Raw genomic sequence first — 25,269 nt, 5'->3', positions numbered from 1 at the left:
CCGCTATAGCTCGCCGAAGCCGCTCTCAACCTCCGACCGCACCAGCTTCACGGCCTGCTGCGCGTCGGTGCCCGTAGCGCGCACGCGAAGGGTCGCACCATAGCCTGCGCCAAGCGTCATCAACATCATCACCGATTGCCCATCCACGCCATTTATGTCTATCTCCACATCCATTGCACCCAGCGCCCCGGCCAGGGTGGCTGCCGGCCGGGCGTGCAGGCCCATTGGATTGATCAACTCCAGCTCGGCGGTCACTTCATCAGCGTCCAGCCCGCTGGTCCCCGCTGGGCTTGAATTCTTTGGGAGGACCCCGGAAACGGCGGGCGCCGCCGGGTCCGCCTCCGCCTCCAGGTCCGGGTCCGGGTCCGGCGACAGCGAAGGCTGCCAGGCTTCTTCGGCAGCCCGGCGGACAGTGTCCAGATTCCCCCCGGATTGCGCCGCGACGGCGGCGGCAACGGCGCCTTCAACCAGCGGCGCGTCCGCCAGCAGCGTAGTCGCCGGACTGCCGATGATTTCCAGTGCCGATTCGGCGGTCATTACCGCGGAACCAAGATCGGTCAGAACTAAGACGCCTTCGCCGGATTCGGCGGCGTTGAGGGCATCCATGATTTTCTCCAGCGATGTGCCGAGCACGGTTTCGCCGGCTCCATCCGTGGTTCCGCCTGCGGCAACGATTTTGACCGCCGGAGCCATTTGGGCTGCCAGTTCGACGACGCCGGCGGCTAACTTCACGCTGTGCGAAACGATCACTAACCCGACGCTCATGCCGTGTCCGCGGCGGCTCGCAGGATCAGAGCCGAGGAGGCCGCCCCCGGATCGCGGTGCCCGGCGCTGCGCTCACCCAAGTAGCTGGCCCGGCCCTTCCGCGCTGTCAGCGGATCCGTGGCGGTGGCTCCCGCTTCCGCGGCGGCTGCGGCAGCGGCCAGCACCGACGTTACATCCGCTCCAGCGGCTACGGCAGATTTCGCTGCATCAACTGCCGGCGTCCAGGCATCGACCATGGTCTTGTCCCCCGGTTCGGCCTTGCCACGCAGGACGACGCCGTCACGGGCGGCGGTCAGCGCGCCGGCGAGCAGCACCGGATCCAGCTCTGTTGCCTCGCCTACGGCGGTCGCCGCCCGCAGAAAAGCGGTCCCGTACAACGGTCCCGCCGCACCTCCCACCTTGGACATCAGGGTCATTGCCGCGAGTTTGAACGCCGCCCCGGGGGTTGCCGGGGCTTCCTCGCGCAGCTTCGCCGCGATGGCGCTGAACCCGCGGTCCAGGTTTTCCCCGTGGTCTCCATCTCCGATGGCACGATCCAGCTCGCTGAGCTCCACGCGGTGTTCGGCAACAGCGTCCGCGGCGGCCTGAAGCCATGCAATGGCCCATTCGGTGTCCAGTGTTGTTCTCATGCCGGCGCTCCCTCTTTTTTAGATGCCCCAGCGTAGGGCGGCCGTGTTGACGGGGGCATCCCATAACGCAGTCAGCTCGTCGTCAAGGCGGAGCACGGAGATGGAGCACCCTTGCATCTCCAACGCCGTGATGTAGTTGCCCACAAGCGAGCGTTCAATGACCAGGCCCGCCTCAGCAAGGACAGCTGCTGCGTGCCGGTAGACAATGTACAGCTCACTCAGCGGCGTTCCGCCCATGCCGTTGACAAAAAGCAGTACTTTTTCCCCGGACTGCAGCTGAAGATCGGCCAGCACCGGCGCCAGCAAACGCTCCGTGATGGAGTCCGCGTTCTCCATCGCGATCCTGTGCCGTCCGGGTTCGCCGTGGATGCCGATCCCTATTTCCACTTCATTGTCCGCCAACTCAAAACTGGGGACTCCAGCGTGCGGGACGGTGCAGGCGGCCAGAGCCACTCCCATGGTGCGCACATTCGCGTTCACCCGCCGGCCAATTTCCGTCACCGCGTCCAAGCCGTCGCCGCGCTCAGCCGCGGCTCCGGCGATCTTCTCCACCAGCACCGTGCCGCCGACGCCACGCCGGCCGGCGGTGTAAAGCGAGTCCTCCACGGCAACGTCATCGTTGACCAGAACCGTGCGCACCTGGACACCCTCGGCCTCAGCCAGCTCCGCCGCCATCTCAAAGTTGAGCACATCGCCGGTGTAATTCTTGACAATATGGACGACGCCGGCACCGGAGTCAACGGCAAGCGTTGCCGGCAGGATCTGGTCCGGCGTCGGTGAGGTAAAAACCGCACCGGGCACGGCAGCGTCCAGCATCCCTATTCCCACGTATCCGGCATGCAATGGTTCGTGGCCGCTGCCGCCGCCGGAGAGCAGTCCGACTTTTCCGGGTACCGGAGCCCCGCTGCGCGTGACAAACAGCGGGTCCGGGTTGACACTGACCAGATCGGCATGGGCCAGGCCGAAGCCCTGCACGGATTCGTCGACCACGGACTTAGGGTCGTTAATGAGCTTCTTCACTGCGGACTCCTCACAGGCTTCGTCACGGCGCCTGCGCCAGACGCCCCTGCTTGAACCCTACCTGCCACCCTCTGCCTTGGATAGGGCGGCAAAACGGCGGCGGACCCCTAAGGGATCCGCCGCCGTCGAACGTGTCTTTAATAACCTGCGGTGCTCCTCCGGCTTCAGCGCCAGCCGGTTTTGTGCACCGCCAGGGCGGAAGACTTAGTCCTTTTTAAACTCGTCCTTGACGTTCTCGCCGACCTTTTTTGCGTCCGCGCTGACCTGATCCTTCATGCCATCGGCCTTGAGATCGTCGTTGTTGGTAGCGTCTCCGGTGGTCTCTTTCGCCTTACCGGTCGCATGCTCTGCTGCGTTCTTGATCTTGTCGCCCAATCCCATAGTGTGCTCACTTTCGTTGTAGACGATGACGGGTCCACGGACGGACCCCTTGTGCCGAGTGCGGCAGCAAGCACTTTTATTCTAGGCACGTCGAGGCAATAAAGCTAAGCCAGCGAGGTATTTTTTGCGCCTTTGCCGCGTCGGGGGCTACGTCTGGACGACCCGTCGGTGGCTCAGCTTTCGGTCCCGTGCTTGAGTTGTTGACCGAAGAATTCCTCGATTCGCTGCCAAGCATCGGCCGCGGCCTCCGGGTCAGGGCCGGCGCCGGTAATCAGTTTGAGCACCGGTCTCAGCAGCGCGGGGCCGGTGGGTGAATCGTTGAGGAAGGCGTGCCCGGCCTCGGGGTAGATTTTGATGTCATGGATGATGGAATGCTGCTTTAGGGCAGCCTCCAACCGCGGGACTGACCTGGTCAGCAGAGGATCCCTGCCACCATAGCTGGCCACCATCGGACAGGCACCTTCGAGCACCTCCGAGACGTCCTTGGGGATCATCCCGTAGTTCACGGAGGCTGCCCCAAATCCCCGGGCGGCCGATGCGAGCGCGAATCCACCGCCCATGCAGAATCCGAGCACGCCTGCCGCGCCGGTGCAGTCCGCCCGGTCCAGCAGCACCCTGCGTGCGGCTTCGATATCCGCAAAGGCGCGGCCCTGACCCGATTTCAATGCCCGGAACGTCGCGCTCAGGCAGCGCCGCGGGCCTCCCGCGCTGAAAAGATCCGGCATCAGAACCAGATAACCGGCCGCGGCCATCCGCGCCACCTGGCGCAGCATGACGGCGTCAATGGCGAATGCTTCGTGGAGCATTACCACTGCCGGCCATGGCCCATGACCCGGAGGTATTGCCAGGTAACCGCGCAGTTCCGGGCTCTGCTCCGCCAGCAGCGAAGGGAGGGTTATCCGGCGAACGCCAGGCGGTAACGCGGGAAGTCCATTCTGGTCGTGCTGGTGCGGTGTACCAGAGCCGGCGTCAGGTCCGGCGCCGGCGGCGTGGCCGGAAGTGAGCGCACCGGCAGTGCTGACCGAAAGCGAGCCGGCGATCCTGCGGGCGGCTTCTTCCATCGCTTCACGGCTTACGACATAGGCAGTACCTACGGATACGTCCCGGGCCACCGTGGCCAGCCAAATGTCGGGCGCGGCCGGGGCACCCCTGCGGGCAAAGGCGTCGCGCAGCATTGCACCGATCTCCTCCGGCGTCTGGCCGTCGGCCCGGGAGGTCACATCCAGAATGGCCAACTGCCGGGCGACATTGTTTTGAGCTTCACTGTTCGGGGATTCCTGCGCTGGGGGTTCCTTGGCGTTTTCCATCGGGCCCTTCTTTCCTTCCGTCACGGTGTCCTACCATCTGCTGTCCTCAGATTAGGCCTGTTCGGCTGCTGATTCACCCCATCGACCCATTTCACCTCCGGCGGAAGTAGAACGGACTCCATTTTCCGCCTGCCCGCGAATAACCCACTCGCCCGGTCTGCTGCATTTGCATAATTCCGCGGCCATACAGATACTTACCTGCCGGGGTATAAGCGTAATCCGGCAGATTCAGCGCCCAGAGCGGGGCATGCCCCGCTGCCGGCTGGCAGAGAACTCCGCTGCGGCGAAAAGGCAGGCGACTGCTGCATCCATGAGCGCCGCGCGTCTTCGCTTGGCGTCCGCCAAAGCGAGCAGCACCATGCTGGCGGAGTGCAGCACGTCCACCGCGGCGCCGAGCCGATGCGCGGTGCCGGACAACGACGATCCCTGCTCAGCGACAGCCTGTACGGCCGATACCGCCACGGCCTGAAGGAGGTGCCGGGCACCGAGCACCCGGACCACCGCCGCAGCGCGGTCATCGAGCCGCAATCCGGCCACGCGCTCCGAGATCAGGTGCGGAAGGACCAGTTGCACCGCGCCGTAACCGGACCGGAAAAGCTCCAAGCCGCTCATGATCGCTTCCCGCAGCCTGGCAGCGCTAGGTGAGACGCGCCGCCGCTCGTGCCAGGTACCACGACAACCTTGTCCTGCATGTTTTTCATTTGGGCTCCTTTTCCTATTGGCCGGCTAACCGCCGGGATGCTGCCGGGATCGCGGTGGGGTGCGGGGAGTTCCCTGGAAGTTATCAGCGGTCGATGTCGTATTCCTTGTTAAGCTGTCCGGTGCACCCGCAGGCAGCGCGCAGGACGTGCCGTGGGAACGTCTCAACAGAACCAGCCAGCATACTGCCGAGTCTAAGAGCAAGCGCTTCGAGGACGCAATGAAAGTCCGGGGAAAAAGCTGGAGGATATCCCGGGCGGCGGAGCTACAGTCTGCGGATCATCCGGGTGTTTCCGAGGGTATTTGGCTTAACCCGCGCAAGGTCAAGGAACTCAGCTACGCCCTCATCGTGCGAATGCAGCAGCTCCTGATAAACGTTCGGATCAACGGCCTCCTGCTCTGCCATCACGGTAAAGCCGTGCCGGATGAAGAAGTCCACCTCGAAAGTCAGGCAGAAGACGCGGCTGACGCCCAGTTGCCGCGCCTCGTTTAGTAGCTGTTCCGTCAGGTCATGCCCGACGCCGTGTCCGCGCCAGGCGCCGGAAGTAGCCAGCGTGCGGATTTCGGCCAGATCCTCCCACATCACGTGCAGGGCGCCGCAGCCTACGATCTCGCCGTCGTACTCCGCGATCCGGAACTCCTGCAGCGACTCATAGTAAGCCACGGTTTCCTTTGCCACCAGAATCTGCTGTTCCGCCAGCGGCGCAACCAGGGCCTTGATCGCACGAACGTCGCTGGTACGGGCGGGGCGGATTTGGATAGCAGGGGCATTTATCGGCGCGCTCACCCAGCAATACTACTGCCGGGCAGAGGCGGGCCGGCCTGCGCTACTCGCTGGCCTGGAAGCCAGCGGTTAAGCTGGTGAGGTTCACTTCCGGCATTTGATGGAAGACAGTGAATTGAAAGCGCATATTAACCCATTTCAGAAGGAACTTCATGAAGGTCGCTCTCTTAGCTGATGTAGGCCAAGCCGTGTATCACGTCGGGGATGAAGCTATTGCGCATGCTGCCGCTAATGAGCTGCGGAGCCGTGGGGTTGATGAATTGGTACTTCTCTCCCGTGACCCTGCGCAGACCCGGGACATGCACGGGACGGACTCCGCCAGGACCATCGAATTCCCGTGGGCACCGTTGGACCGGGAAAGGTACTTGGATGAGATATTCCGGGTTCTGAAGGGTGAAGCAGATGTGCTGCCGGCGGATGACCAGGCGTGGGAGCTGCTCCGCGTCATCCAAAGCTGTGATGCGGTGCTTATCGCCGGCGGCGGAAACATGAACTCGACCTACGGCTGGCTTCTTTATGAGCGGGCAGCTGTAGCCGCCGTGGCCAAACATCTAGGGAAGCCGCTGGTGATTTCCGGGCAGACTTTTGGGCCGGTTCTAACCTCCAAGGATGCTGCCACTTTGGCCCGGCTCGTTAAATCCGCAGACTTGGTGGGAGCGCGGGAACTCCAGTCGCACCGATTGGCCCTGGATCTGGGACTACCTGAGTTCAAGCTGTCAGCAGGACTCGACGACGCGGCCTTCCTTGACTCCGGCGCGTCGGTCCCACCGTCGGATAACGATCCGTACATCGGCGTTTCGTTCTCCGCCGCGACAGGCGGACTGGCAGAAGACGGGTTTTACCGTGCCGTCGGCGCAGTCCTTGACGAGCTCGCCGAGGTGTCAGGACTCGGCATCGTTTTCATCCCGCACATGGACTCAGCCGCCCTTCGGAACCAGGACCTGCATGCACATGAACGGATCGCTGCGGCCATGCGGACGAAGAAGCTCACATTGCTGGAGGTCCTCCCTTCCGAAGAAGCTGCCGCGATGACCGCCGGCGCCAGTATAGTTATTACCTCGCGTTACCACCCAGCAGTTTTCTCCACAGGAGCCGGTGTTCCCGCCGTCGCCTTGAGTACTGATCATTATTCCGACGTCCGGCTTTCCGGCGCCCTGCGCAACTGGGGACTCGGATCCTTCAGCCTCCCGCTCACATCCCTTCTCACGGGCGGCTTTCGGGACGCAGTGCTGGCCGCGTGGGCACACCGGCCGGAGATAGAAGCTCACCTTCGTAACCTGCGCAGGGGCAGGGTGCAGGAGTCACAAGCCTGGTGGGACGCCGTCGCGCTGGCGCTTAAGGGGCAGGCCCAGCCAGCGCCACCGAACCTCAGCCCGGCTGCAGAATATGCAGCCGACGGCTCATGGACAACGGAGGCAGAAGCCGTGCGGGAAGCATGCGGCCCGGTAGAGCTTCGGGCAGCCGTTGCCGAATTGGAGCTGCAGCGCGAGCGGGATGTCTGCCACCTGCTGGGGGCCGGCAATGACAGCGTTCACAGCGAATTGGATAAGATATCCGGTTCCAAAGCGTTCCGTGCCGCCTCTTTGGCGTGGCAGGTAACCGGCAGGTTGAAGCGGGCGCGATCGAAGTGACTGAAATGCCGGCAGAGAACGAACCGCGGGCGATGAATGCCGTTCCCGCGGCGACAGTCGCCATAATCATGCGGACAAAGAACCGCAGCTTGCTCCTGGACCGGGGTATTCGAGACGTCCTCAACCAGACCTACACCGACTGGACGCTGTTGATCATCAACGATGGCGGTCCTTCCCGCCCGGTCGATAGCATAGTCGCCAAGCACGCCGGTGAAGCTCAAGCCCGAATCCAAGTGCTGCATAATTCCTCGTCGATGGGAATGGAGGCGGCGTCGAATCTGGGAATCCGGGCCACTGAGTCAACCTATATAGCTATCCATGACGACGACGACCAGTGGCGGCCGGACTTCCTGCAGTCAACAGTTGACTGCCTTATAGCATCGGGCGGCCAGGGGGTAATGGTTCGGACAGACATCGTTTACGAACGGATTATCGGGGACCGAATCGAAGTTGTGGGCCGTGAACGGTTTGCGGCGGACATCACCGAAATAACATTGTTCGATCTCCTCCGCCATAACCGCGGGGTACCGATCTCTTTCCTTTACCGACGGTCCGTTCACGACCAGATCGGTTTTTACGATGAGTCCCTCCCCGCTGTCGGAGACTGGGAATTCCACCTGCGATTCGCTAGCCGCTTCAGCATCGGCTTTATCGACGGCGAAGCCCGCGCCTACTGGAACCAACGCCGAGAAGCCACCGGCGACATGGGCAACAGCTTCACCGCCCGCAGCGATGACCACCGCAAATACGACCTTCTGGTACGGGAGCAGTACCTGAAAGCCTACGTCGAAACGCACGGCGTCGGTGCTTTGCTCTACCTCACCAAACTTCAGGACCGCCAATCCCATGAATTCCAGCTGCGTGCAGACCACATTGAGCGCAAGCTGCAGGAACTACTCGATGCGGTCAGCGGTCAGAGTGCCCGCTTGGATCGTTTCGAAACCGGGCGCGTTGGCGCGGGTCAACGTGGTGTAGTCCGCCGCCAATTCAATCGATTCAGGGAACGGATTACCAAACGAGGGCAGAACGCACCCCGAACGGAAACCGGCAACCACGCACACGCAGACCCTCGTCGCTGAGGCTGGCTTGCAGGACGAAACACAGGCGGCTGTAAAGAGGCTGTAAAAAATCTGCAAAAAGTCTTTACATGTCAGTCATTACACACAAGGGTAGAAGCAGTGGCTGCACCTCTGTTGGAGGAGCCGCCGCCGGGGGCCCGGGTATTCCGCTCGGATATCCCCCATTTCACCGTATAGCCACGGCGCCTGGGGGCAGCACTAACCTCATGCACGGCTCAGCACCGCCGTGGCGATCCTGCATGAGGAGTTCGATGAGTAAGCAATCACGTCGAGCCAGATCACAAATTCTGGCGATTCTGACGGGAGTGACCATGGTCGCAACCATGGGCAACGCAGCCATGGCCGACGATGCCAACCCACCCAGTAATCTGGCCGCAGGGATTTCAGGTCAGAAAGTACCAGTACAGCTGAAACCGGTCCAAAAGATGGGTGGAAGTCTCAGTTCCGCCTCGGGCCCGGTTTCCGTGTATGTCCAGTTCAAGGGCCAAGGCACTTTTGCCGCCACGCAGCCGCAGCAGGTCCAGGACGGCACAAAGGCACCGGTGGACAAATCGGAGCTGGTCAAACAGCTCCGCGCCGGCATTGAAGCCAAGGCACAGTCCGTCGCCAGTGAAGCATCGGCCGAGCAGATCTACACCACCACCAACACTCTTCCCGGTGTGGCAATTATTGGCGACGCTGCCAAGGTCCGGGCGCTGGCCAACCGTGACGACGTCGTCAAGATCACTCCGATCGTGTCGAAGTCATACCAGAATAAGGGCACCGACATCGACACCAAGGCGCTCGATGCCTGGGTGCAGAAGCACCAGACCGGGGAGGGCGCAACGATCGCTGTGCTGGACACCGGCCTGGACTACACACACGCGGATTTCGGTGGACCGGGAACCACTGCAGCCTTTGCCGCGGCCAAGGCCATGACGGACCTTCCGCCGGCCAGCGCAGGTCTCTATGACACGGCTAAGTTCGCCGGTGGCTGGGATCTGGTCGGGGATGACTACGATGCCGGCTCAACAGACCCCGCAAAGCAAAAACCACGTCCGGACGGCAATCCGCTGGACTGCGGCGGACACGGCAGCCATGTTGCCGGCACCGCTGCCGGATACGGATTGAACGCTGACGGCAGCACCTTTGCCGGTGACTACAGCAGCCTGACGGCGGCCAAAGTCAACGAGATGAAGATCGGACCCGGCTCGGCTCCGATGGCCAAACTCGTCTCGCTGCGCGTCTTTGGGTGTGAAGGTTCCTCCGACGTTGTCGGCCTTGCCCTCGACAAGGTGCTGGACCCCAATAATGACGGCGACTTCAGCGACCGTGCCAATGTGGTCAATATGTCGCTTGGTTCGGACTACTCTCCCACCGATGACCCGGAAAATGACATCGTCGATGCACTGACCGGTCTTGGCGTGCTCTCCGTAGTGGCGTCCGGAAATGCCGGCGATTTTTATGACATCGGTGGCTCCCCGGGCAACGCAAAGTCCTCCTTGACCGTAGCCAACAGTGTTGGTTCGCAGGCCGCCGTGGACCGGATTGACGTGCTGGCTCCCGCAGACAAGGCTGGTTCCGTTGCCGGTCAGTATTCGTCCAACTTTAATTACTCGGATCCTTCGGTTACACCGGCCATGCTCAAAGGTACTGTCCAGTTTGCGCCGGATTCGAACAATACCGGGTGTACAGAATTCAGCACCGAGGAGGCCGCGGCCTTTGCCGGTAAGTGGGTGATGCTCAGTTGGGATGACAACGACGCCACCCGCAAATGTGGCTCCGCGGACCGGTTCAACAATGCCGAGAAGGCCGGCGCCAAGGGCGTTGTCTTCAATTCCCAGCGCACCGTCTTCGAAGCAGGCATTGCCGGCAACGCGACGATCCCGGGTGTTCAGTTCAACAAGGCGGCAACAGACTCGCTGACCCCCGCCGCCAAGGCAGGCACTCTGCAGATCCAGTTGAACCCGGCATTCAAGGGTGCTGCCTCTGCCGCTACCAACGCCCTCGATACGCTCAATTCCAGTTCCTCCCGTGGAGTCCACGGTTCCAACGGCATCGTCAAGCCTGACGTTGCAGCTCCCGGGACCTCGATTGGCTCCGTTGGTGTCGGTTCCGGTAACGGGATTGCCGTCATGAGCGGTACCTCGATGGCTACCCCGCATGTGGCCGGCATCGCTGCCCTGTTGTTTGCAACGGGCAAGATGACGCCATACCAGGTAAAGAGCACCATCATGAACACTGCCAATGTGGACATCATGACCGGCAATGTGGCCTATGGACCCAACCGGGTAGGTTCCGGCCGGGTCAACGCATTGGATGCTGTCAGCGACAATGTTCTGGCCTACGCCACCGATGATCCGACTCTGACCAGCGTCAACTTCGGCGTTGTCGAGGTAGCGGACAAGGCTGTCACGGTGACGAAGAAGATCACCGTGCAGAACCGCAGCAACACACCGCAGACGTTCGCCGCGTCCTACCTGCCTGCCACCCAGATGCCGGGCGTCGTGTATAGCGTCTCTCCGGCTTCGATCATTGTGCCGGCGAACTCCTCGGCGGCCGAAGTCTCCGTCACGATGACGGTGGCCGATCCCACCAAGCTGGCAAAGTCACTGGATCCGACGATGTCCGCTACCCAGCTGGGCCTTCCGCGCACGTTCCTTGCGGATGCCTCCGGCCGGGTGCAGCTGAAGTCGGATTCTTCACCCACTCTGCGGGTTCCGGTCTATGCAGCCCCTAAGCCGGTCGCCACAATGACCGCCGGCCCGAAGATCACTTTCAAGCCCTCGGAAAACACAACAGCTGCGACCCTCTCAGGCCGCGGCATTATGCAGGGCACGGGGACGGAGCAGTACCTCTCCATTGTGGCTCCGTTCGAACTCGGTGCGAGCAGCGAGCGTAAGGCAGACAATCCGGTCGCGACGATCACGAACAAGTCCATGGACCTGCAGTACGTTGGAGCATCCTCGACGGTTCCCGCCATCCTTAAGGCAGGTGGCGATCCCGCCGACGGCATGATCAACTTTGGTGTCAGCACCTGGGGCAATTGGCCGGCATTGCTGGCGGCCAGCGGGATCAGCGTCGAAATCGACACCAATGGCGACGGTAAGTCTGATTTCCAGACGTACACCACCGTCGCAAAGGGCTATGACGGCATCCTCGTCGTCACCGACAAGCTGAATGCCGACGGCACTACCGAGACGGTGGACCAGGAGTTCGCGAACGGTCTCCTTGGCGACACGGACACCAACACCTACGACACCAACACGATCATGCTGCCGGTGCTCGCGTCGGCACTCGGTGTGGATGTCACGAAGCCGGCACCGTTCACTTACCAGGTGATCACCACGAGTGCCTACAGCATCGACAACACGGGTAAGAATGTGCCGGTGGATACATCCCCCGCCGTCTCCTTCAACCCGGTCACCCCTGATCTGTGGTTCGAAGGTGGCGCCGCCGATTCACTGTTCGTCGACGCAGATGCAACACAGCTGACCGTGAACCGGGCGTCGAAAGACGTCAAGTCCCAAGCGCTGTTCCTGCACCTGCATAACGCTACGGACCAGAAGGCTGAGGTTGTCCCGACTGAAAATGGGCAGCTCCGCTTCAGCGATGTACCCGGAACGAAGTTCGAGGCGGACATTAACTGGATGGCAGACAAGGGCCTGACTACCGGATACCCGGATGGTACCTATCGGCCCTACGAGACGATGAACCGCGACGCCATGGCGGCGTTCCTTTACCGCCTGGCTGGTTCACCGGCGTACTCCGCCCCCACAAAGTCGCCCTTCACGGACATCAACGCGAACACCCAGTATTACAAGGAAATGTCCTGGATGTCCTCGACGGGGCTGTCCATGGGATATGACGACGGGTCTTACCGGCCGTTGTCCGCTGTAAACCGTGATGCGATGGCCGCCTTCCTGAAGCGATTCGCCGGGGACTACTGCATGATCCCGGCTGCCAAGGACTACCAGGCCCCCGCAACCTCCGCGTTCACGGATGTCGCAACCAACAACCAGTTCTACAAAGAAATCTCCTGGATGGGTGACACGGAGATCTCCACCGGTTACCCGGATGGAAGCTACCACCCCGTGGAAGCCAACACCCGCGAGGCGATGGCAGCATTCATCCACCGCCTGGACACCTATGAAGGTGCCAACGGGGGGTGCAACCCGCTGGTCCCGTAACCGGGCCCAGCACGGAAGGTGAATAGCAAGTAACCAATTGAGGTGGCCCGGAAGACTTCCGGGCCACCTCTCTTGCGTCCGTCCAGCAAGCACTCGGCACCGGATACGGGTCCGATGAGGAAAGCAACTGTTACTGCTGGGGCGCGGCAGGCTTAGCAGAGCTGTCCTGGGCCGCAAACAGCAGCGTCTGGGCGGCGGCGAATTTCCGCCACCGGAACCGATTCCGCCACCGGAACCGAGAGCAGGAAGACCGCCCAAACTGCGGTGGTGCTGCCCGAAACAGTAACGGCATAGAGAATGGGCGGCCAGGACGAATTCCCAACTGCCTCAAAAAGGATACTGGTCGGCACCGGCAGACCTGTAGCTTGCCGTCATACCGGGTGATGGCACCGAAGCGCCGGTGATGATTCAGCCACGTTCTGCCGACCAGCGCAAAACTCAGGATAGAGCTTCCCAGCGCCGGAACTTTTGCGGCAAGAGCATCGGAAACAGCACCGGCCCCGGCATCCGCAGGAAAATCGGGCAGTTTCAAGTCCTGCACCAGCAGCGTCATCGCGATGGCGAAGACAGCATCCGAGAAGAAAACCGTGCGATCTGTGGAACTGCCGTGCTGGAGCATGGTCGCTCGGGCACGAAGCCGTTCGGGCAGGCTGAGGATGCTCCTCGCGGGCTCATTTCCATTCACATCCTGAACCTAAGCCTCCAGATCCGGCTTGACCAGCCCGGAGCGGCCCGATGCACAAAAAAGTGAGTGCGGCGATCTTCCCTTACACCATAGTTGTAGGGGAAGTCCGCCGCACTCACCGCGCAGTTTTTACGGAGTTTCTACGCAGTTTAGCCTGCTGCTGCTAGGCGCCTGCGGGCAATGCGTCCGGGACGCGCGGCTTCGACGTTCCCTCGAAGGTGAACTTGGCGTCGTCGCCCTCCCCGGTTACATCAATGGCAACGATATCTCCAGCCTTGATCTCGCCGAAGAGGATCTTCTCGGACAGCTGGTCCTCGATTTCGCGCTGGATGGTGCGGCGCAGCGGCCGGGCACCCATCGCGGGATCGTAACCGCGGGTGGCCAGCAATACCTTGGCGGCACCGGTCAGCTCGATGCCCATGTCCTTATCCTGCATCCGCTTTTCCAGCCTGGCGACGAACATATCGACAATCTCGATGATTTCCGTCTGGGTCAGCTGCGGGAACACCACAACATCGTCCACGCGGTTCAGGAACTCGGGACGGAAGTGCTGCTTGAGCTCTTCCGTGACCCGGGCGCGCATCCGGTTGTAGCCGGTCTGTATATCCGTGCCGGACTGGAAGCCGGTGGCCACACTCTTGGAGATGTCCCGGGTACCGAGGTTGGTGGTCATAATAATGATCGTGTTCTTGAAGTCCACCACCCGGCCCTGGCTGTCCGTCAGACGGCCGTCTTCGAGGATCTGCAGGAGCGAATTGAACAGATCAGAGTGGGCCTTCTCCACCTCATCGAAGAGCACCACCGAGAACGGCCGGCGGCGGACCTTTTCGGTCAGCTGTCCGCCTTCCTCATAGCCCACGTAGCCCGGAGGGGCACCGAAGAGCCGCGAGACGGTGTGCTTCTCCGAGTACTCGGACATGTCCAGCGTAATGAGCGCGTCTTCGTCGCCGAAGAGGAATTCCGCCAGCGCCTTGGCCAGCTCCGTCTTACCGACGCCGGTGGGGCCGGCAAAGATGAACGAGCCGCCCGGACGCTTGGGGTCCTTCAGCCCGGCACGGGTGCGCCGGATAGCCTGCGAGATGGATTTGATGGCCTCATTCTGGCCCACCACACGCTTGTGCAGTTCGTCTTCCATCTTCAGCAGACGCGAGGATTCTTCCTCCGTGAGCTTGAAGACCGGGATGCCGGTCGAGTTGGCCAGCACTTCAGCGATCAATTCCTCATCAACCTCGGAAATGTCATCCAGGCCGCCGGACTTCCATTTGCGTTCTTTTTCCGCCCGCGCGGCAATGAGTTTTTGCTCCTTGTCACGCAGCGAAGCTGCACCCTCGAAGTCCTGGGCGTCAATGGCGGATTCCTTCTCCCGCTTGACCTCGGCAATGTTGCCGTCCATGACCTTGAGCTCCGGCGGTGCCGTCATCCGCCGGATGCGCAGCCGGGCACCTGCCTCATCGATAAGGTCAATTGCCTTGTCCGGCAGGAAACGGTCGCTGATGTAGCGCTCCGAGAGCGTGGCGGCTGCGGCCAAAGCTCCATCCGTGATGGAAACGCGGTGGTGCGCCTCGTAACGGTCACGAAGTCCCTTGAGGATTTCGATCGTGTGGACCACATTCGGCTCCGCCACTTGGATCGGCTGGAAACGGCGCTCCAGCGCAGCATCCTTTTCAATGTGTTTGCGGTACTCATCCAAGGTGGTGGCACCGATGGTCTGCAGCTCACCGCGGGCCAGCATTGGCTTCAGGATGGAGGCAGCATCGATGGCACCCTCGGCCGCGCCTGCGCCTACGAGGGTGTGGATCTCGTCAATAAACAAGATGATGTCCCCGCGGGTACGGATCTCTTTGAGGACCTTCTTCAGGCGTTCCTCAAAATCACCGCGGTACCGGGACCCGGCCACGAGCGAGCCGAGGTCCAGGGTGTACAACTGCTTGTCCCGGATGGTTTCCGGAACATCTCCACGCACAATCGCCTGGGCCAGGCCTTCGACGACGGCCGTCTTGCCGACACCCGGTTCACCGATCAGGACAGGATTGTTCTTGGTACGGCGCGAGAGGACCTGCATGACGCGTTCCATCTCGTGTTCGCGTCCGATAACAGGGTCCAGTTTGTTTTCGCGCGCTGCCTGAGTCAGGTTCCGGCCAAATTGATCCAGAACCACAGACCCGGCGGGTGCGCCTTCCTGCTGCCCGGCACCGGAAGCGACGGGCTCCTTGCCCTGGTATCCGGACAGCAGCTGGATGACCTGCTGGCGTACCCGATTCAGGTCAGCACCGAGCTTAACCAGTACCTGCGCGGCAACGCCTTCACCCTCGCGGATCAGACCAAGCAGAATGTGCTCTGTGCCGATGTAGTTGTGGCCGAGCTGTAGTGCCTCGCGCAGCGAGAGCTCCAGTACCTTCTTGGCCCGCGGCGTGAACGGGATATGTCCGCTGGGCGCCTGCTGTCCTTGACCAATGATTTCCTGGACCTGCTCGCGCACGCCATCAAGGGAAATGCTCAGCGACTCAAGTGCCTTTGCTGCGACACCTTCACCCTCGTGGATGAGACCGAGCAGAATGTGCTCAGTGCCGATGTAGTTATGGTTGAGCATGCGGGCCTCTTCTTGGGCCAGCACGACAACACGTCGGGCTCGATCAGTGAATCTCTCAAACATTGCGCCACACTCCTAGCTACTGCGTACTTTGATGCTACGCAGGTACCGGGCTTCGTGGGTGCTTGTTCGCCACAGGGGAAATATGACGCCCGGGAAAGTCAGCCGTTGGCGTTGAAGTAAGCCTCTTGGATTTCCGCCTGTATCCTGCCGCGTTCGCGGACGGGGTAACCGTTTTCCCGCGCCCAGCGCCTGATCTGGCCCACATCCTGACCCTTGGGAGAGGCCCCTGAGCGGCCTTTTGCCACTCGGCCCGTGACTCGTCGGCCCTTCGCAAGATAAACTCCCAACGCTTCACGCAACTCACCGGCATGGGCCGCCGAAAGGTCGATTTCGTAACTGACGCCGTCGAGCGCAAAACGGACATTCTCATCCGCGGGGCCCTCGTCAATGTCATCGACCAACGTGATTTCAACTTTTTGCGCCATCAGAACCCCTTACCTAGATTCCCGGATCCGCTGAACCGGAAATATAGCGGACCGTACTTTGCAGACGATTGCTATTCCCAATTCATTTCCATATTAAGTATGGCGCTCTGTGAGTGTGCAGTCAAAGATAATTGATTCGACTGTGGAAAATTAAGCTTTTAGTCGAGTCTTTCGTCAGCTTCGCGCTCGGCTTGTGCCAAGGCGTCGCGTTCCGATCTGTCGGCATTGAAAATTGCCTTCATGGCGAAATAAAATAGCGCCGCAAGCGCCGCTGACGGAACGATAACCGCCAGGTATGGAACCATAGCTGCCAGAAAATCCATTGTTTCCCTCTTCTATTCGGGTTTTGGGAGGCTTTCGGGCTTCATCAGGGGGAAGAGAATCGCCTCGCGTATTCCCACCCCGGTAAACAGCATTACCAGCCGATCCACGCCAAGGCCCAGGCCACCCATGGGGGGCGCCCCATACTCCAGCGCCCGCAGGAAGTCCTCATCGAGCGCCATGGCCTCCGGATCCCCTGCCGCAGCCTGCAGTGACTGCGCGGTAAGCCGCTCACGCTGAATCACCGGGTCCACTAATTCGGAAAATGCGGTACCGGTTTCCCTGCCGTCAATGATCAGATCCCACGCCTCAATGAGCCGTCCATCCGTGCGGTGCGGGCGGGCCAGCGGCTGGGCCGACGGCGGATAGTCACAGACGAAGGTCGGCTGGATCAGCGTCGGCTCCACAATTTCGCCAAAGAGCTCCACCGCCAGCTTCTCGGCATCCCACGCGGGATCCACCGGCAGAGCGTGCCGGGCGGCAATGACGCGAAGCTGCGATGCCGTCGTCTCCGGAGTTATCTCCTCCCCGATAGCGTCGGAAAGCCCCCGGTACAGCGGCAGCCAAGGCCACTCGCCGTCGAGCTCTACCGTCCCGCGCGGCGTCTGTATGGTCCGCGAGCCGGCAGCGTCGGCGCACGCCAAAACTATGCGCTGCATGATCCTGGCCATACTGAATTGGTCCCCGTAGGCTTCATAGGCCTCAAGCATGGTGAATTCCGGGCTGTGCGTGGAATCAACGCCCTCGTTGCGGAAAATGCGGCCTACTTCGAAAACCTTGTCAATTCCGCCGACCACGGCCCGCTTAAGATAAAGCTCGATCGCGATGCGCAAGGTCATAGGCTGATCGAAAGCATTAAGATGTGTCCGGAACGGCCGGGCGGCTGCCCCACCGTGCACCAGCTGAAGAATAGGCGTTTCCAGCTCAATGTAATCCTCGCCGTGCAGGGTGTCCCTGATGGCCCGGACAATCGCCGAGCGTGTCCTGACCTGCTCCCGGGCATCCTGGCGCACAATTAGGTCGACGTAGCGCTGACGGACCCGCATTTCTTCGGACAGCTCCGCGTGCAGCACCGGCAGCGGCCGCAGCGCCTTGGAAGCCATCCGCCACGAGTCCGCCATGATGGAAAGCTCACCGCGCCGTGAACTGATGACCTCCCCATGAATGAATACGTGGTCCCCCAGATCCACCAGTGCCTTCCAGTCCACCAGCGCCGGTTCCCCTACCGCCGCCAGGCTGAGCATGGCCTGCAGCCGCGTTCCGTCACCGGCCTGGAGGGTGGCGAAGCACAGCTTGCCGGTGTTGCGGATAAAAACAACGCGGCCGGCTACACCGACGATTTCGCCGGTGGTTTCATCAGCCGCCAGTTCCGGGTACTTGGCGCGGATCTGTGCCAGCGTGTGGGTAAGCTCGACGCCGACGGGATAGGCCTGCGCGCCCGTTTCAATCAGCTCGGCCCGCTTTTCCATCCGGACCTGCATCTGCTCCGGGACTTCCACGGCTTCTGGGGTCAAGGTTTTGTCATTGCTCACGGTAGACAAGTTTAGTCTGTGGAACTGGGTACGCTTCCCAGCTGCGCACCCCGGTCCGGTCAGTACCCCAAAGGCATACTGTCGATCAGCCGGACAGGGCCAACCCGGGCTGCGACCAGTGCCAGCGCCTCACCGGTGAAAGGTGTTTCGCGGCAGTTTTCCGCCCTCGGCTCCAACGTCTGGGGGTCGACAATCTCAAGATAATCCAATTGAGTTATCGGTTGGCTTTTGATCATTTCAAGCACCGACTCAGGATCCAGCGGAATGTGCTGATCCGCGCGGTCGCGTAGGAGTCTCAGTGCCCGGGAAAGCACCAGCGACGCGTCACGTTCGGTAATGGAAAGGAAGCGGTTTCGGCTGGAAAGCGCCAGGCCTTCGGCACTGCGCACCGTCGGGACCGCGACTATCTCGACGGGAAAATTCAAATCATTCGCCATTTGCCGGACCAGGACCAATTGCTGAGCATCTTTTTGGCCAAAATACGCCCGGTAATTCCCCACCGCCGGCTGGCAGACGTGCAGCAGTTTAGCGACCACCGTCAGTGCGCCGTCAAAATGTCCCGGTCTGGAGGCCCCCTCGTACTTCTGGCCTAAGCGCCCTGCCGCCACGCGGACCAACGGCTCCCCGCCCGGATACATCTCAAGTGCGGAGGGAGCAAAGACCAGGTCCACCCCCGCTGCCTCAAGCAGAGCCATATCCGCCTCAAACGTGCGGGGATAGCGGTCCAGATCTGCCGGATCACCGAACTGCAAAGCGTTGACAAAGATGCTGGCGATGACGACGTCGTTGTGCTCCACCGCAGCCTGCGCCAAGCCGGCATGGCCGGCATGCAGGGCACCCATTGTCGGCACGAGGCCCAGCGATGGCAGCCGCGCAGGCCCGGCGGCACCTCCCGCCGTCCCCTCGTAGCCGGACGCCCGGCTTTTTTCCGCCAGCAGAGCCGCACTGGCTTTCCGGAGCCCGGCGATAGTGGTGGCAAGCGCGATGGCCATAATTTTATTCGCTTTCGTGGATCGGAAAACATCTTGGAACGGAAAGTGCACATTAATCCGGCGGCGGTTCATCGGGACGCAGCGCCGCCTCAATGAGCTGCAGCTGAACCGGCGTCAGCACAGCCCGCGCGGCTGCCCGCGACGCGGTCGCGGCGGTCATGGCGAGATATGCGGCCAAAAAATCTGCCGGCCCGTCGCGGTCACTGTACTCCCGCAGTGCATGGGTATGCGCCTTGACCGTGCCCACATCGCCGCGCGCGACGGGGCCGGTCAACGCCGATTCGCCGGAGGCCAGCGCATTCTCCAGCGATGCCCGCAGCAGTGGTCCGAGCATCCGATCCGGTGCTTCGACGCCAACGTCGGCCAGCAGTTGCGTGGACTGCGCCGCCAGCGTCACTAAATGGTTAGAGGCATGTGCCAATGCGGCGTGATAGAGAACCCTGTCCGCCTCCGCGATAACAACCGGCTCGGCGCCCATTTCCACCACCAGCGCCTGCGCAATCGGCAGCATAGCCGGATCTGCGCTGACTCCAAAGCAGCAGTCAGGCAATCTCGCCAGGTCCAGCGTCATGCCGGTGAACGTCATCGCAGGATGCAGCGCCAGCGGTATGGCACCCGCGGCGCGCGCCGGCGCCAGCACGCTTGTGCCGAAGCGCCCGGAAGTGTGCGCGACGAGCTGCCCCTGCTGCCAGGCCCCGGCGGCGGCGAGCCCCTGCACGAGCATCGGGAGAGCATCATCCGGGACCGCGAGCAGCACCAGTTCCGAACGCTCAATCAGCGCCGGAATTTCCAGGACCGGCACGCCCGGCAAGAGGATTTCAGCACGGTCCCGTGAATTCGCCGACACGGCGGAAACCCCGACGACGGCATGTCCGGCGGCGCGCAGGGCGGCCCCCAGCACGGCTCCGACCTTTCCGGCCCCAATGATCCCGACGCCCAGGCGTCCGGGCTTATTGTTCATGCTTGCTCTCCTCTAACCAGCGGTCCGGCCGGCCGATTCGCCGCGCTGTGGCGGCACGGGCGGCCTGCCCGGTGAAGAGGTCCTGTGCCGTGGCAAGGTCCAGATGATGAACTACCGGGCGGACCGGTCCCGCGGTGGAATGCAGCTCAAAATCCGCAAGGCCCAGCCGGCGCATTAGCGGTCCCTGAAACAGGCTCAACGATTGAGTGCGCTCATGCGGAACGACCTGGAGCCGACGGAAGAACACTCCGTGCCGGCAGAGCAGCGCGGTGTCCGTAAACCGGTAGCCATTGCGCCGCCAGGCCAGCGGATCCAGCAGCCGGGCGCGCGGCGGGGAATGGATGAACCCGTACGCAGGGCCCTTGCCGCGAAGCCCCGCCCGGAAGACCCCCAGCGGGTCGGCGGTGCCGGGGTCAGGGAAAATCAGCCCCAGAATTGTCATAACCTCCGCCTCGGTACCCGCCGGCAACACCACGGTGCGGGCGCCGCTGTCCCGATGATCCGACCCGTAGCCGGCAACGTTGATATGGACGCGGTACCACCCGGCTGGCCGCCACCAGGGGCTCTGCGTGATTCCCACGGCCTGCACTCTTCCGGGCGGGATGGTCTGCGCCCGCGTATCGAGCATGCCGTAGCGCAGCCGGACTCCGTCGGGAGATTGGGCTACGCGGAAATTGCAGTCGGTAGTGAACGCCTTCCAATAGGCCGCTGCCACAGCGAGCGCCAGCGGGATAAACACCGCAAGGATCGACGGCGAGCCGGTGGCGATCAGCACGCCGATGGCGGCGGCGCAGAGAACCAGTGCCGCGACGCTGATGCCGGAGAGCAGCGTTGCGCCGGCAACCCGACCCGGCGTCAGCGCCAGCACCGGCCGTTCCGGGGCCTGCGGCGCAGCCGATGGTTGGCGTGGATCCACGCTCATGCCCGACGCCCGGGCCAAAATGGCTGCCCGCAGCCGCTGCGCCTCGTCCAGCCGTAAAAAGGACAGCTTCATCGCAGATTTTCCAGCGTCTGCAACCTCGAATTTGAGCTCAGCCAGGGCAAAAATCCGTGCCAGCAGCGGTTGCACCACATCGATGGCCTGAACCCGGTCTATCCGTGCCTGCCGCTGCTGGCGGAATATCACGCCACTATTGACGCGCACATGATCATTTGTGACCCGATATCTCGTGTAATACCAAGACAGAAAAAACGCAATACCAAAAACCACCACGGCGGCGCCCAGAATCAGAAGAATCAGCCAGGCGGGCGCCCCGGCGGGGCTCTGGCGGCCACCGGAGCGAACAGACGCCAGCACATCGTCAAAGGAGTTACGTCCGAAAATGAAAATCAGTGCGACGACGGCGAGCCAGCCGCGCACCAGCGGCGAGACCGCATGCACCCGATGCCATTCGTCCACGGAGTCGGTACGAAAACCGGCCCCCTGTCCGAACACCTTGTCGGGAGGCAGGCCCTGCGCCTCGTCGTTTGGCGAGCGTGGCCCGGACACCGTACTCACAGCCCGGCCAGCTTTGCCTCACCGCGGGCGGAGAGCTGCTCGCGCAACCGTGCCGCCTCCGCCGCGGGCAGGCCGGCAAGGACAGCATTGGTGCTCGCCGAAGCCGTGTGCAGCTTAATCGAGCTCAGGCCGAAGGCCCGCTCCACGGGGCCGACGGAAACATCGACGTACTGCATCCGTCCATAGGGCACCACCATGACCCGCTGAAAGAATATTCCGCCGCGGATCAGCAGATCATCGTCCCGTTCGGCATAGCCAATGGCGCGGACCTGGCGCGGAATCAACGCAAGGCGCCAGAGTGTAATCAGCACGGTCAGCAGCAGGATTCCCCACGCGAGCCAGCCGGGAAAGCCGCGCCACGGGCCGGCCAGGCTCAGCACCAGCGGAAGGGAGGCCACCGCAACGGTCAAGAGCGAGCCGAGGCCACGTTCAAGGAGCCGGACCGTGACAAGCTTCGGGGAGACCGGTCTAAAGTCCAGCCCCGTTGGGGATATCGGCTCACGCATATTCTTCCTCGCCCGTGCTTGTCCGTTTCCTTCCCCCCTCCGGCGGCGGCCCGTCCTCCGGCGGGATCCGGCAGAACCGTTCCACTATGAACCCGACCGCGACCATGACCAGGCCCCCGGCCACCATGGCCAGAGCCAGCCAAATGACGGTGAGATTGCTGCGCAGGGCAACGGTGGGCAGCTGGTCCACCAGAATGCCTAAATGCCAGCCCACCAGCAGGGCTCCGGCATAGGCACACGCCTGCGCCAGTACCCAAGTCCGGGCCGCCAGGATGGGATTGAGCACCCGGTCCCGATTCCCGTTGCGCCAGCGTCGTACGCGAAACCCGAACACCAAGGTCATCAGGACAATGATTCCCATGGTGATCAGCGAGCTCAGCGGCAGCACGGGAGTGGGTAGGCTCGCACGATTGGTCAGCACCGTCGCCACCCAACCGGCGGCTCCGGACACAAACGCTATTACGGCCAGCCAGAGAGGCCGGATGGTTTTCATGCTTCGCCTCACCCATCTCGGTTGCGCATCTGGTTCCACCGTACAGTTCTTTCCCGGCACTTGATTAAGTCCGGCCGTTCCCCAGCCAGCTGCTGGAGGTCAGCTTTCGGCGCTGACGTGGAAACCGTCGTCGTCCGCGAAGTAGTCGACGCCCGCAAAATCCGGCGCATTTGCGGCCAGGGCCGGGACGGGCTCACCGTTGAGCACGGCCTGCGGGTCCATTAATGCCCACGGACAGAGCACAAACGCACGCTCTGCCGCACGGGGGTGCGGCAGCGTCAGCCGTTCGTCATCGCTGCGCAGACCGCCGTAGGTGATGATGTCCACATCCAGCGTGCGTGCGCCCCAGCGGACCTCGCGGACGCGCAGATGCAGATTTTCCACCGCTTGGCAGTGTTCCAGCAGGGCGTAAGGTGGCAGCGAGGTCTCGATTTCCAGCACCATGTTCAGAAACTCCGGCTGACCGGACGGGCCCCCAACGGGCTTGGTCTGCACCACCGGAGATACATTCCGCAGCCGCACCTCGGGCCGGTCAACCAGCTCGGCTACTGCAGCACAGAGGGTATCATTGCGCTCTCCAAGGTTGCTGCCCAGGGCCAGCACAGCTTTGATAAAGGTCGGTTCGGCTGCAGCGCCGCTCACGCTTTCTCCCGGCTGAATGCTCACTGTTGTTCCCGGTAAATACTCACTGTTGTTCCCGGTAAATACTCACTGTCACGTCACCGAAAGGAACCTGGATCGGGGCCTTCGGTTTGTGTATCGTGACTTCGACCGCGGATACGGCGAATGTAAGCAGAATTTCCGCAGCTATCCGCTCGGCGAGAGTTTCGATCAAATCGTAGGCAGGCCCGGTAATAAGGGCGCAGATTAGTTCTGCGGTTTCGCCGTAGTTGGCAGTCTGGAGCAGATCGTCGGTTTCCGCAGCGGCCCGGATATCGGTGTGAAGTACGGCATCCACGATGAAGGGCTGTCCGTCGCGCTTCTCGTGCTCGAAGACTCCGTGCCGGCCAATGGCAGTGATGCCGGTGATAGTGATCCGGTCGAGTCGGTGCAGTGCCGGCCGCGTACTCATCGGCTGGCCTCCCGAACAGGAGCGGACGAACCAGGAGCAGACGAACCAGGAGCGGAGAATACAGGGACGGGCGCGCACTGCCGCGCGGCGACTTTTGCCGCGGCAAGGTTGCCGGCCACATCATGGACCCGCACACCCCAGGCGCCATTCGCCGCGGCCAGGGCCGTGGTAGCTACGGTCGCGCTGTCGCGCTCCTTGGGCGCGGCGGCCTTTCCGGCGCTGGCCAGCAGGGAACCCAGGAACCGCTTACGTGAAGTACCCACCAGCAGGCGGTGGCCGAGCACCTGGAAGCGCTGCAGATTTGTCAGCAGCTCCCAATTCTGATCAGAGTTTTTGGAAAATCCCAGTCCCGGATCCACAATGATCTGCTCCGGGCGGACGCCGGCCTGATAAAACCGGTCCCGCACAGCCATCAACTCGGAGATGACATCCCCCACGACGTCGGTGTAGTCGGTCAGCGCGTCCATGGTTTTAGCCGTACCCCGGCGGTGCATGAGTACGTATGGCACCCCTCGGCTGGCCACCAGTGCCACCATATCCGGCTGCACACTCATACCGGAGACATCGTTAATCAGGCCGGCGCCCGCGTCCAGCGCTTTGGCAGCAGTCTGCGCGTGCCGGGTGTCCACGCTGATTAGCGCCCCGGCCTTCACCAAGGCCGTGATGACCGGCAGGATCCGGCGCTGTTCTTCCTCCGCGGGGACCTCCGGAGCGCCGGGGCGGGTGGATTCGCCGCCGACGTCGATGATGTCCGCCCCGGCGTACATCATCCGCAGACCATGCGCGATCGCAGTGTCAAGGGAATTGTGTTCACCGCCGTCACTGAACGAATCCGGTGTGCAGTTCAGAATCCCCATCACGACCGCCCGATTCGTCGGCAGGTCATCGAATCCGGCCACCGGTCTTGGCTCCCGCAGAACCGGCAGAGGTGAAGTTGCGGGCCCGGTTCCGGGTGCTGCTGCAAGGGAATCCATAAAGTGCCGGTGTTACCTTCCGAGAATCAGGCTCATGGCTTCGGCGCGGGTCGCGGGCTCGTGCAGCAGACCGCGTACCGCGCTGGTCACGGTCTTGGCGCCGGGCTTACGCACGCCGCGCATGGACATGCACATATGTTCACATTCGACGACGACAATAGCACCGCGTGGCTTGAGGTGCTTAACCAGCGCTTCTACGATCTGCGTTGTCAGGCGTTCCTGCACCTGGGGGCGTTTTGCATAGACATCCACCAGCCGCGCCAATTTGCTCAACCCCGTCACCCGGCCCTCCGGCGAAGGGATATACCCAACGTGCGCGGAACCGTGAAACGGCACCAGATGGTGCTCACAAGTGGAATAGAACGGAATGTCCTTGACCAGCACCATTTCCTCATGCGCGATGTCAAAGGTGACCCCGAGGATATCAGCGGGATCCTGGTGCAGACCGGCGAAAACTTCCCGGTATGCCTTGGCGACGCGCTTAGGCGTGTCTATCAGCCCGCTGCGGTCCGGATCTTCCCCGATGGCAAAGAGAATTTCGCGGACAGCATTCTCGATCCGCGGCAGGTCAACGTGCGGCTCCCGGGCTGGCCGCGCCCCGCCGTCGTCACCGTTGGGGTCGTCACCGTTGTGGTCGTCACCGTTGTGGTCGTCACCGTTGGGGTAGTTAGTATCGCCACTATCGCTCATGCC

24 protein-coding genes are annotated in these 25,269 nt (G+C 62.3%); 3 read left to right on the top strand and 21 right to left on the bottom strand.

Annotated elements, in window-relative coordinates; genetic code table 11:
* Positions 1-3: 3 nt before the first annotated feature.
* The 7 genes from dhaM to IV500_RS10875 all read right to left on the bottom strand — a co-directional run bounded on the left by dhaM (position 4) and on the right by IV500_RS10875 (position 5,588).
* A complete protein-coding gene (gene dhaM, locus IV500_RS10905; protein ID WP_196396834.1) occupies positions 4-765 on the bottom strand; it encodes a dihydroxyacetone kinase phosphoryl donor subunit DhaM in 762 nt (253 codons plus the stop codon).
* On the bottom strand, positions 762-1,394 hold the full coding sequence (dhaL, locus tag IV500_RS10900; protein ID WP_196396833.1) for a dihydroxyacetone kinase subunit DhaL: 633 nt from the start codon (positions 1,392-1,394) through the stop codon (positions 762-764). Before dhaL ends, dhaM begins: the two co-directional genes overlap by 4 nt.
* Before the next feature lie 18 nt (positions 1,395-1,412).
* Complete coding sequence (gene dhaK, locus IV500_RS10895; RefSeq protein ID WP_196396832.1) at positions 1,413-2,414, bottom strand: dihydroxyacetone kinase subunit DhaK; 1,002 nt, start codon at positions 2,412-2,414, stop codon at positions 1,413-1,415.
* Between the two features lie 204 nt (positions 2,415-2,618).
* A complete protein-coding gene (locus IV500_RS10890; RefSeq protein WP_196396831.1) occupies positions 2,619-2,795 on the bottom strand; it encodes a CsbD family protein in 177 nt (58 codons plus the stop codon).
* A gap of 173 nt (positions 2,796-2,968) precedes the next feature.
* Complete coding sequence (locus IV500_RS22140) at positions 2,969-4,126, bottom strand: dienelactone hydrolase family protein (protein WP_312875902.1); 1,158 nt, start codon at positions 4,124-4,126, stop codon at positions 2,969-2,971.
* A gap of 204 nt (positions 4,127-4,330) precedes the next feature.
* Positions 4,331-4,714 carry a hypothetical protein gene (locus tag IV500_RS10880; protein ID WP_196396830.1) on the bottom strand — a complete coding sequence of 128 codons (384 nt, stop codon included), beginning with the start codon at positions 4,712-4,714 and terminating at the stop codon, positions 4,331-4,333.
* Between the two features lie 352 nt (positions 4,715-5,066).
* On the bottom strand, positions 5,067-5,588 hold the full coding sequence (locus tag IV500_RS10875; protein ID WP_376770204.1) for an amino-acid N-acetyltransferase: 522 nt from the start codon (positions 5,586-5,588) through the stop codon (positions 5,067-5,069).
* Positions 5,589-5,737: 149 nt separating this feature from the next.
* Here IV500_RS10875 and IV500_RS10870 point away from each other — a divergent pair, with 149 nt between their 5' ends.
* The 3 genes from IV500_RS10870 to IV500_RS10860 all read left to right on the top strand — a co-directional run bounded on the left by IV500_RS10870 (position 5,738) and on the right by IV500_RS10860 (position 12,464).
* The gene (locus tag IV500_RS10870) at positions 5,738-7,216 is read left to right on the top strand and encodes a polysaccharide pyruvyl transferase family protein (protein WP_196396829.1); all 1,479 of its coding nucleotides are present in this window, start codon (positions 5,738-5,740) and stop codon (positions 7,214-7,216) included.
* Positions 7,217-7,221: 5 nt separating this feature from the next.
* On the top strand, positions 7,222-8,295 hold the full coding sequence (locus IV500_RS10865) for a glycosyltransferase family 2 protein (RefSeq protein ID WP_230854830.1): 1,074 nt from the start codon (positions 7,222-7,224) through the stop codon (positions 8,293-8,295).
* Between the two features lie 251 nt (positions 8,296-8,546).
* Positions 8,547-12,464 (top strand): S8 family serine peptidase, encoded by a 3,918-nt coding sequence (locus IV500_RS10860; protein WP_196396827.1) that lies wholly within the window; start codon positions 8,547-8,549, stop codon positions 12,462-12,464.
* 130 nt (positions 12,465-12,594) lie between these two features.
* Here the strand turns inward: IV500_RS10860 and IV500_RS22270 are convergent, their stop codons facing one another.
* From IV500_RS22270 to folE, 14 genes are all read right to left on the bottom strand, one after another.
* A complete protein-coding gene (locus IV500_RS22270; RefSeq protein ID WP_196396882.1) occupies positions 12,595-13,083 on the bottom strand; it encodes a TMEM175 family protein in 489 nt (162 codons plus the stop codon).
* 229 nt (positions 13,084-13,312) lie between these two features.
* A complete protein-coding gene (locus IV500_RS10850) occupies positions 13,313-15,802 on the bottom strand; it encodes an ATP-dependent Clp protease ATP-binding subunit (protein ID WP_196396826.1) in 2,490 nt (829 codons plus the stop codon).
* Between the two features lie 98 nt (positions 15,803-15,900).
* Positions 15,901-16,227, bottom strand: coding sequence for a histone-like nucleoid-structuring protein Lsr2 (locus IV500_RS10845; protein WP_196396825.1), 327 nt, complete (start codon positions 16,225-16,227; stop codon positions 15,901-15,903).
* A gap of 158 nt (positions 16,228-16,385) precedes the next feature.
* Positions 16,386-16,550 carry a hypothetical protein gene (locus tag IV500_RS10840; RefSeq protein WP_196396891.1) on the bottom strand — a complete coding sequence of 55 codons (165 nt, stop codon included), beginning with the start codon at positions 16,548-16,550 and terminating at the stop codon, positions 16,386-16,388.
* Positions 16,551-16,562: 12 nt separating this feature from the next.
* Complete coding sequence (gene lysS / locus IV500_RS10835; protein WP_196396881.1) at positions 16,563-18,029, bottom strand: lysine--tRNA ligase; 1,467 nt, start codon at positions 18,027-18,029, stop codon at positions 16,563-16,565.
* Positions 18,030-18,139: 110 nt separating this feature from the next.
* The gene (panC, locus tag IV500_RS10830) at positions 18,140-19,072 is read right to left on the bottom strand and encodes a pantoate--beta-alanine ligase (protein WP_196396824.1); all 933 of its coding nucleotides are present in this window, start codon (positions 19,070-19,072) and stop codon (positions 18,140-18,142) included.
* Between the two features lie 52 nt (positions 19,073-19,124).
* Positions 19,125-20,033, bottom strand: a complete 909-nt coding sequence (locus IV500_RS10825; protein ID WP_196396823.1) for a Rossmann-like and DUF2520 domain-containing protein — start codon at positions 20,031-20,033, stop codon at positions 19,125-19,127.
* On the bottom strand, positions 20,023-21,531 hold the full coding sequence (locus IV500_RS10820; protein WP_312875901.1) for a PH domain-containing protein: 1,509 nt from the start codon (positions 21,529-21,531) through the stop codon (positions 20,023-20,025). The genes IV500_RS10825 and IV500_RS10820 overlap by 11 nt, the downstream gene beginning before the upstream one ends.
* The gene (locus IV500_RS10815; protein ID WP_196396822.1) at positions 21,528-22,037 is read right to left on the bottom strand and encodes a PH domain-containing protein; all 510 of its coding nucleotides are present in this window, start codon (positions 22,035-22,037) and stop codon (positions 21,528-21,530) included. Before IV500_RS10815 ends, IV500_RS10820 begins: the two co-directional genes overlap by 4 nt.
* Positions 22,030-22,530, bottom strand: coding sequence for a DUF3180 domain-containing protein (locus tag IV500_RS10810; protein ID WP_196396821.1), 501 nt, complete (start codon positions 22,528-22,530; stop codon positions 22,030-22,032). The genes IV500_RS10815 and IV500_RS10810 overlap by 8 nt, the downstream gene beginning before the upstream one ends.
* A gap of 99 nt (positions 22,531-22,629) precedes the next feature.
* Complete coding sequence (folK, locus tag IV500_RS10805) at positions 22,630-23,172, bottom strand: 2-amino-4-hydroxy-6-hydroxymethyldihydropteridine diphosphokinase (protein ID WP_196396820.1); 543 nt, start codon at positions 23,170-23,172, stop codon at positions 22,630-22,632.
* Positions 23,173-23,215: 43 nt separating this feature from the next.
* Positions 23,216-23,602 (bottom strand): dihydroneopterin aldolase, encoded by a 387-nt coding sequence (gene folB, locus IV500_RS10800; RefSeq protein ID WP_196396819.1) that lies wholly within the window; start codon positions 23,600-23,602, stop codon positions 23,216-23,218.
* Positions 23,599-24,576 carry a dihydropteroate synthase gene (gene folP, locus IV500_RS10795; RefSeq protein ID WP_196396818.1) on the bottom strand — a complete coding sequence of 326 codons (978 nt, stop codon included), beginning with the start codon at positions 24,574-24,576 and terminating at the stop codon, positions 23,599-23,601. The genes folB and folP overlap by 4 nt, the downstream gene beginning before the upstream one ends.
* A gap of 12 nt (positions 24,577-24,588) precedes the next feature.
* Positions 24,589-25,266: a GTP cyclohydrolase I FolE gene (folE, locus tag IV500_RS10790; RefSeq protein WP_196396817.1), complete on the bottom strand. Its 678-nt coding sequence runs from the start codon at positions 25,264-25,266 to the stop codon at positions 24,589-24,591.
* Positions 25,267-25,269: the final 3 nt, after the last annotated feature.

This window comes from Arthrobacter terrae (genome assembly GCF_015708085.1).
Classification (GTDB): domain Bacteria; phylum Actinomycetota; class Actinomycetes; order Actinomycetales; family Micrococcaceae; genus Arthrobacter_M; species Arthrobacter_M terrae.
The sequence above is the reverse complement of the archived record's forward strand: the minus strand, read 5'-3'. Positions and strand labels throughout refer to the sequence as shown.

Coding starts and splice junctions, on each gene's coding strand:
- dhaM (WP_196396834.1), bottom strand. CDS start 765: ATGAGCGTCGGGTTAGTGATCGTTTCGCACAGCGTGAAGTTAGCCGCC.
- dhaL (WP_196396833.1), bottom strand. CDS start 1,394: ATGAGAACAACACTGGACACCGAATGGGCCATTGCATGGCTTCAGGCC.
- IV500_RS10890 (WP_196396831.1), bottom strand. CDS start 2,795: ATGGGATTGGGCGACAAGATCAAGAACGCAGCAGAGCATGCGACCGGT.
- IV500_RS10880 (WP_196396830.1), bottom strand. CDS start 4,714: ATGAGCGGCTTGGAGCTTTTCCGGTCCGGTTACGGCGCGGTGCAACTG.
- IV500_RS10870 (WP_196396829.1), top strand. CDS start 5,738: ATGAAGGTCGCTCTCTTAGCTGATGTAGGCCAAGCCGTGTATCACGTC.
- IV500_RS10865 (WP_230854830.1), top strand. CDS start 7,222: ATGCCGGCAGAGAACGAACCGCGGGCGATGAATGCCGTTCCCGCGGCG.
- IV500_RS10860 (WP_196396827.1), top strand. CDS start 8,547: ATGAGTAAGCAATCACGTCGAGCCAGATCACAAATTCTGGCGATTCTG.
- IV500_RS22270 (WP_196396882.1), bottom strand. CDS start 13,083: ATGCTCCAGCACGGCAGTTCCACAGATCGCACGGTTTTCTTCTCGGAT.
- IV500_RS10850 (WP_196396826.1), bottom strand. CDS start 15,802: ATGTTTGAGAGATTCACTGATCGAGCCCGACGTGTTGTCGTGCTGGCC.
- IV500_RS10845 (WP_196396825.1), bottom strand. CDS start 16,227: ATGGCGCAAAAAGTTGAAATCACGTTGGTCGATGACATTGACGAGGGC.
- IV500_RS10840 (WP_196396891.1), bottom strand. CDS start 16,550: ATGGATTTTCTGGCAGCTATGGTTCCATACCTGGCGGTTATCGTTCCG.
- lysS (WP_196396881.1), bottom strand. CDS start 18,029: ATGCAGGTCCGGATGGAAAAGCGGGCCGAGCTGATTGAAACGGGCGCG.
- panC (WP_196396824.1), bottom strand. CDS start 19,072: ATGGCCATCGCGCTTGCCACCACTATCGCCGGGCTCCGGAAAGCCAGT.
- IV500_RS10825 (WP_196396823.1), bottom strand. CDS start 20,033: ATGAACAATAAGCCCGGACGCCTGGGCGTCGGGATCATTGGGGCCGGA.
- IV500_RS10815 (WP_196396822.1), bottom strand. CDS start 22,037: ATGCGTGAGCCGATATCCCCAACGGGGCTGGACTTTAGACCGGTCTCC.
- IV500_RS10810 (WP_196396821.1), bottom strand. CDS start 22,530: ATGAAAACCATCCGGCCTCTCTGGCTGGCCGTAATAGCGTTTGTGTCC.
- folB (WP_196396819.1), bottom strand. CDS start 23,602: ATGAGTACGCGGCCGGCACTGCACCGACTCGACCGGATCACTATCACC.
- folP (WP_196396818.1), bottom strand. CDS start 24,576: ATGGATTCCCTTGCAGCAGCACCCGGAACCGGGCCCGCAACTTCACCT.
- folE (WP_196396817.1), bottom strand. CDS start 25,266: ATGAGCGATAGTGGCGATACTAACTACCCCAACGGTGACGACCACAAC.